At 49.3% G+C, this 6229-nt stretch carries 5 protein-coding genes and 4 pseudogenes; 2 read left to right on the top strand and 7 right to left on the bottom strand.

Annotated features, from left to right (window positions below; all coding sequences use genetic code 11):
- The 6 genes and pseudogenes from CI959_RS21270 to CI959_RS21240 all read right to left on the bottom strand — a co-directional run.
- Positions 1–390 (bottom strand): annotated as a pseudogene (locus CI959_RS21270) (plasmid recombination protein); the annotation flags it as partial.
- 221 nt (positions 391–611) lie between these two features.
- Positions 612–1452, bottom strand: a pseudogene (locus CI959_RS21260) (MarR family transcriptional regulator).
- Between the two features lie 2 nt (positions 1453–1454).
- Positions 1455–2031 (bottom strand): annotated as a pseudogene (locus CI959_RS21255) (hypothetical protein).
- Positions 2028–2426: a hypothetical protein gene (locus tag CI959_RS21250; RefSeq protein WP_005777184.1), complete on the bottom strand. Its 399-nt coding sequence runs from the start codon at positions 2424–2426 to the stop codon at positions 2028–2030. Before CI959_RS21250 ends, CI959_RS21255 begins: the two are co-directional and overlap by 4 nt.
- Before the next feature lie 10 nt (positions 2427–2436).
- The gene (locus CI959_RS21245; protein ID WP_004289490.1) at positions 2437–2889 is read right to left on the bottom strand and encodes a hypothetical protein; all 453 of its coding nucleotides are present in this window, start codon (positions 2887–2889) and stop codon (positions 2437–2439) included.
- 26 nt (positions 2890–2915) lie between these two features.
- Positions 2916–3964, bottom strand: a pseudogene (locus tag CI959_RS21240) (hypothetical protein).
- Positions 3965–4199: 235 nt separating this feature from the next.
- On the opposite strand from CI959_RS21240, the gene CI959_RS21235 reads away from it, so the two are divergent.
- The gene (locus CI959_RS21235; protein WP_004289492.1) at positions 4200–4832 is read left to right on the top strand and encodes a recombinase family protein; all 633 of its coding nucleotides are present in this window, start codon (positions 4200–4202) and stop codon (positions 4830–4832) included.
- Positions 4833–5266: 434 nt separating this feature from the next.
- On the top strand, positions 5267–5548 hold the full coding sequence (locus CI959_RS21230; RefSeq protein ID WP_005777181.1) for an HU family DNA-binding protein: 282 nt from the start codon (positions 5267–5269) through the stop codon (positions 5546–5548).
- 181 nt (positions 5549–5729) lie between these two features.
- Here CI959_RS21230 and CI959_RS21225 read toward each other — a convergent pair whose 3' ends face one another.
- Entirely contained in the window at positions 5730–6044 is a 315-nt protein-coding gene (locus CI959_RS21225; protein WP_004289495.1) for a hypothetical protein, read from the bottom strand.
- Positions 6045–6229: the final 185 nt, after the last annotated feature.

The raw sequence follows: 6229 nt of genomic DNA, 5'->3' as shown, positions 1-6229 counted from the left end.
TTTGATGCGGGTATTGTCCGCACCTTTTTCAAAATCCACCTTCTGCGTGCCGAAAGCGAGTTCGTGCATCCGCTTCCGCGAACCGCCGAAAATGATGTTTACCACCGTGCGGTATTTCGGTTCAACCAATCCCTCGTTGGGGTCTTTGATCCCGCGACGGCCCAATATGTCCGCTATCCGTTCCGGGATATTGCGGCTCGTGTCGATGGGGCGAACCTTGCCTCCGGGCACAATCTCGAAGTTCAGATGTTTGCGGGTGGGGTCGTAGTTGCCCTTGCTCATGGCGTACTTCTCCGCCTCTTCGCTGCGATTACGCAGGTGTTCGTTGCCTTGGGCGGCGGTGATCCCTTTCGATACCTGAACATCGAGAACCTGTTTTGCATTTGCCATACTGTTTTCGTGTTGTTTCGGACAATTCCCCGTGTCCCAGCTTGCTGCTTGCTTGGACACTTCTCCCTGCGACGTCAGTCAGCAGGGGTATTAGGCTCCCCCTTCCCTTTGTTCAGTGGCAGACGGGCAAGCCCGGATGCCTGCTATAACTGGAAGGATATTTGAACCTGAACTGGGGAGAATTGCCCGTGGTTATACAATCTCTGTCCGCGAATCCCCGTTCAGCTTTCCTCCTGCGCCTTCGCCAGAAGCGATAAAAAGGGTTTGCGAAGCGATTCAAGGCGTTCCGTCTCTTCGTCCGTACCGAAGCCTGTCCCGTCCGGTTTTCCGTCGATAACAAGCTCTGCAAGCTCTTTCGAGGCCTCGATGAACGCCGCCCATTCCCCGCTGAGGTCGAGCCGGAAGAACTGCACGAGCGGCGAGCCGTCGTCGAACCTCGATTTACGCAGAACCGCCAGAGGGCGGCATGGGCAATACATTCCAAGACGGTCTCACACAGCTGTTCTTCCGACCGGACGGTCTGTGCCGATGCCGTGTCGGAATGATGTCCGGATAGATACGACTGTCCCGTCCGGCTATCTCCGTCAAGGTCTGGCGCATGATTTGTCCACATGATTTACCCACATCGAAAGAGGTTGCTTTGCCGATTATCCAGGTCGTACAATGCTTCCTGTATTCTTGTGGCAAAGTCCGCTTTCTTCCGTCCGCTGTCCGGCATGGCAGGCGTGCCGGTCCGCAGGGGCATGGTAATGACGACGCTTTTTGCCAGCCGGATGCGTTCTAAACTGTCGAGCGCTTCGAGCGTGTACAGAAACGAGCGGACAGTAGCCCGATGCCAATGCCATCCGATGCAAGGTCGGAAACGGTTACATGGCACTGGCAGGGAGAGAGGTCGTAGTCCTGCCTTCTTAAAAACGGGGAGACGAAACCTGCCAGCGATTTATCCAACAAATCGCAGTAGGCTTCCGTTCTCGTTTTCCGCTCGCCGACTTTTTCTTTCAGGTAGTCGAACACTTCCACGTTCGCCAGTATGGCGGCGGGCGCTTCATTTCTATTTCTCATTTTCATTCTGTTTTTGATGATTCATAATGTGCGGATAGTTTCAGGTTGCCATTATCCGCATTATCGTGGCAGCCTCGCGTGATGATACTATGATAACTGTCGGCTAATGCTCCGGGACATTCCAGCCATTCGAGGAATTTGCGTATGTCTGTCTTTTCGGACATGACCCTTGCCGACGGGTAGAACAGGGCAGCCAAAAGAACAAAGGCGATTGTTACGGCCATCGTGTACAGATGCGGCACGAAGCCGATGACCAATGCCAAGAGCGCAAACCAGACGAAACGTTTCGGCCGGTCGAGCAAGCCGCGCATCCATCGGTCCGCCCGCCTGAAAGAGGCCCATGCGGCACACACGATGGTAGATGGCACGATACCGAACTCGCCGGGTGTCCACTCGTATAGACATAATGAAACAAGAGTAATACGATAAGCAGCACATGGGCGTACAGCCTGCGGCCTTTTCGCTCCACACCATTTTATCGTAGAATCTTGCCATGAAGCAACGCCTGCTTCTGTACAACAGTGCCGGAAGGACGACAGGCATTGCAAGAAATACGAATTGTAATATAATCCAGGTCATAACAGGTAATAGGGTTTTGAAGGTATATGAACGGGCCGTACCACGAGTTCCAATCGGACAATCCCGTGGGTGGCCAAGCGGATAATGTTCTCGGTGTCTTCGGCTGTCAGGGACGACGCGCCTTTCTTCATCCGGGATTTGAATGTGCCGTTCTGCTTACGATATGTAGCCAGTGCCGTGTCCAGATCATGCTCCGGAATCGTCCACGTCATGCCCTTTTCGTATGGACCATGCGGTTTGTAGGCCCGCAGTACCAGCGTGCGGGTCACAAGGAAGTCGGTCCGGGTGTTTCTCGAAATGACGTGTTCCTTGTAGAGGTTGTCATCGGCCACTTCTATCCACGTGCGGTACGTGTCGATACAGAAAACCATTTGGCGGTATATCGTGTTTCGCATAGGGGTTGTTTTACATGAAATCCAACAACACGTCTTCCTGATTCTTTTTGTACTTGAAGCTGCCGTTCCCGGCGTGGAGTTTCAGATCGAGACACAGGTCGCCGTACATCAGCTCCAACGAATCGTAAATGGTCGCGATGATACGGTTTACCTTGCCGTCCGCGTCTGTCCGGGCGTTCATCTTGAACATCTGCCCGAAAGCGGGATTGGAGTAGGCACAGGTGCTATGACCGGATTTCTCCAGTCCGACCGGCACATGGTGGTAGAGTGTAATCAGCTCCATGTCGTCCTCGAATATGTCCATGACCTCCTCCAGATCATAGGGGTCCCGCAGCGGGAATGTGAGCAGAACATAGTCACCGTAGAACTGCGGCTCCTCCATCGTTGCCACATTGAGAAGCTGCGGCATTTGCAGGGGTACGAACGACATGAAGTCATCCAGAAAGTGTCGTAACATAATCATATATCGTTTATTTTGTGAATAGGCTTTTACAACGAGGCGATGAATATCTCCATGAGCATACCGGGCAGTTCGTCCAACCGGTCGCCCTCCGACGGCAGGATTCTGCGCAGTTTCTCGAATGCGGCGGGTGTTTCTGCGGCCATCCTGTAAAGGGTTTCCTTATCTTCCGGGACAATAGCGTCATGCAGAGGCCGTCCAAGGAAGCGTAGGGCTGTAGAATCATCCAGACATAGGCTTGTGCCTGTTCGGGCGTTACGACCTTTCCACGGCGTATGTTGTCAAGACAGGCACGCACGTTCTGGATCAGCCGACGGTCGGTACGTAAGGCCATGTATATCGTGGCGTCCTTGTAAGTGATTTCCTTGCGCCCAGCGGCGAAAAACACCTCGGAGCAGCATTTCTCTGTGTCACGGGTGATGTCGGCCATATTCGCTTCGCCAAGCTCGTGCAACCCGGACAGGAAAGCTCGAAAAGCGGCATCCTCCCTTTCGATGAATTTTTTGAGGTCGCCGTTCCCATGTATTCCATTGTTCAGGGTTTCGGCAAGCACGTTACGATATGCTGACAGAATTTGCTCCTTGTTACCCCGACAGGCCGGACGTTTATCCAATTCTGCGAAAAACGGACGGATTTCTTCGGCGGAACGATGCAGTTCCACGTCTCCGGTATAGGAAGAGAAACGTTCTTTCAGAATCAGCACTTCTTTATAGGTGCGAGGTTTCGACATCGCCAGCCGAGAAAGTTCCGCACGGACGGAATCGTGCAGCAGAATGCACTCTTCACGTATGTCGGAATGTGCCCGATAGGTCGTGTCCCGGCGCATGGTTGCGGTCACGGAATCTTTCAAGGTCTGCCACTTCCCGATATACGCGGTCAAATCCTCAAAGGAAAGTTCTTTTTGCCCGCGTGTTTCGGACAGATACTCCCGATACAGACCGGCTGGAGTAGGTTGGGCTTCAACCAGTGATTTGACGTTCGAACCGTCGCACGATGTAAGTGTGAAAATGGCAATCGGAACGGCAGAAAGTCCAGCAATCGATAGTACAATTTTTAAGTATTGATTTTTACAATTCATAGTTCATTTTGTATTTTACAGCACAAATCTAAGTATTCTTTTCAAGATGACAAGCGCCGAAAATCGTTTTATAAACCATTTTTAACATTGCACTTAATAGTTTGATTTTCAATGAAAATAAGTGAAAGAAACGAAGGACACAGAAAGCCCTTCATATCATTTTCGTTCAAAGTATGGTTTAGTTTAAAATAAAACTCTTATATTTGTACTTATTCTTATAGAAGTGCACAATGATATGGCAAAAGTAGGTTACATATTCAAGGCGGATCGTTACGACGGATTCGAGGCTGATAAAGAGTGGATGCAGAAATACGGTTGTGTACAAGTGATAGAGGAACTTGTCGAAAACGAGGCTCTGCGCCCCAGATGGAAACAGCTTGTAGCGAATCTCGAAAGAGGTGACGAGATTGTCGTGGCCAAATTCAGCAACGCTCTCCGTGGGTCGCGCGAATTGTCCGCGTTTATTGAGTTGTGCCGAATCAAAGTGGTGCGTATCATTTCCATCCATGACCGGATCGACTCGCGGGGAAAACTGTTCCCCGAAACGACGGCAGCCGATGTACTGGATATGTTCGGGGCGCTACCCGAAGAGGTGGCGGTATTGCGGTATTCGTCCGCACATGTCATGAATCTGCAACAGAAAGCGAAGGTCCCGAGAAAAACGATGAAGGCGATGGATAAGGCCGACCGGGAGAATACCATCGTTGATATGTATGTCAACGGTCATTCTTTCGAGGACATCATGGCGGTAAGCGGGTACAACAGCCGGAGTTCGGTGTTCAGTGTGCTCAACCGGCACGGGGTAAAGCTCAATAGGGGAAAATTCAAAGGACCGTTGGGCAAGCGTAAGCCGAAAGATGGGCAATGAGCTTTCGTATTAGCCGGATTGAAATGGATTTTTTTGAGAATCAGGGCTATATGTTTTCTGTTCTCGTTGATTTTTAGTATCTTTATATTAACTTTAAGTAGTATAGAATATGGGAGAACTTATCGTTTTTATAGTGGTTTTCTATGTTATCGGAAAGATTCTGAAAGCTATATTCGGTGGTTTCAGCAAGAGTGATTACCATCATGACCGATAAATGGTGATCGGGTGTTTGCCTGCCTTGACTACAGGATACGGATTTGTATGTTTTTTATGTTTCTCTCCTTTTATCGGGGCTTTCCGATTGTCTGGTTCGTGCCGAAGGAACACCGTGAGATAAAGGTGGATTATCGTTTTCCGTAACATTATCAGGCTGGCAATCCAGACGACAAAGAGATATGTTATTATCTTTGCAACGGATTTTATAATAAAACAGTCTGACAAAAGCAGATATTATTGCCCGGATCGCACAGGAGACCGGAATAGAAAAGTCGGTAGCGACAACTGTAGTGGAGGCATTCATGGAGAGTGTCAGGGAGTCGATGATTGCCGGGAACGAGGTGTTCCTGCGAGGATTCGGAAGTTTCATCATCAAACAAAGGGCAGAGAAAAAGGCTCGTAACATTTCAAAGAATACGACCATCGTGATTCCGGCTCACTCTGTTCCTGCGTTCAAGCCTGCAAAGACATTCTTAGATGCGGTAAAAGAGGGAAAATAAAGAAAGTATAAACGGTTTTCTTCATAGTGTTTCGGGAGACCGTTGACAATGGTTATACAGGATAACACGATACCGCGACTGTCTTTTGCGGACGGTTGCGGTATTTGTTTTGCCGTATGCTATAAAAAAGGAAGTGGCACAAAGAGCCGCCGATGAAAGCCGACTCTTTGTGTTCCCTTGCTTAATCCGTCACCTCGTAATAATAACTTAACTCGTCATCTTTCAGGTTCTCTACCGCATATTGACCTGCCTGTTCCCAAAGGGTATTGTAAAGTGTCGCAAATTCCGGTTTCGTTTCATAATACTGCCAGATTTTATGATTGAGTACCAATATCAGTTCCGTGAGGTATTTATAGTTATTTTTCCATTCCTCGAAAGCACGTTTGAAAGTGTCTTGTATAGCTGACAGACCGAATCGGTCCGCTATTGAGAAGTCCTCCCAAAAAGTTGTCTGTAACTCGTAACCGTTTTCTCGCATAAATTCTCTAAATGTCATACGCTTTAAATTTTAAGTTTGAACTATTTTTTGTTTTTCCCTTTGGTACAATCTCGTACCGAGAGGCTGGTTATTTTTCTGCCACAGGATTGACGGTCAGTCCAGACAAGGAGGCAACGGGAAATACGCTCTCCAACGAAGTCGGAGAGGAAGATTTTCCGGTTGCAAGCGCCAGCGGTCCTTGC

The organism is Parabacteroides sp. AT13 (assembly GCF_002272965.1).
In the GTDB taxonomy this organism is placed as follows: Bacteria; Bacteroidota; Bacteroidia; order Bacteroidales; family Tannerellaceae; genus Parabacteroides; species Parabacteroides distasonis.
This window is presented reverse-complemented; position numbering and strand designations above follow the sequence as displayed.

Coding starts and splice junctions, on each gene's coding strand:
- CI959_RS21250 (WP_005777184.1), bottom strand. CDS start 2,426: ATGCGAAACACGATATACCGCCAAATGGTTTTCTGTATCGACACGTAC.
- CI959_RS21245 (WP_004289490.1), bottom strand. CDS start 2,889: ATGATTATGTTACGACACTTTCTGGATGACTTCATGTCGTTCGTACCC.
- CI959_RS21235 (WP_004289492.1), top strand. CDS start 4,200: ATGGCAAAAGTAGGTTACATATTCAAGGCGGATCGTTACGACGGATTC.
- CI959_RS21225 (WP_004289495.1), bottom strand. CDS start 6,044: ATGACATTTAGAGAATTTATGCGAGAAAACGGTTACGAGTTACAGACA.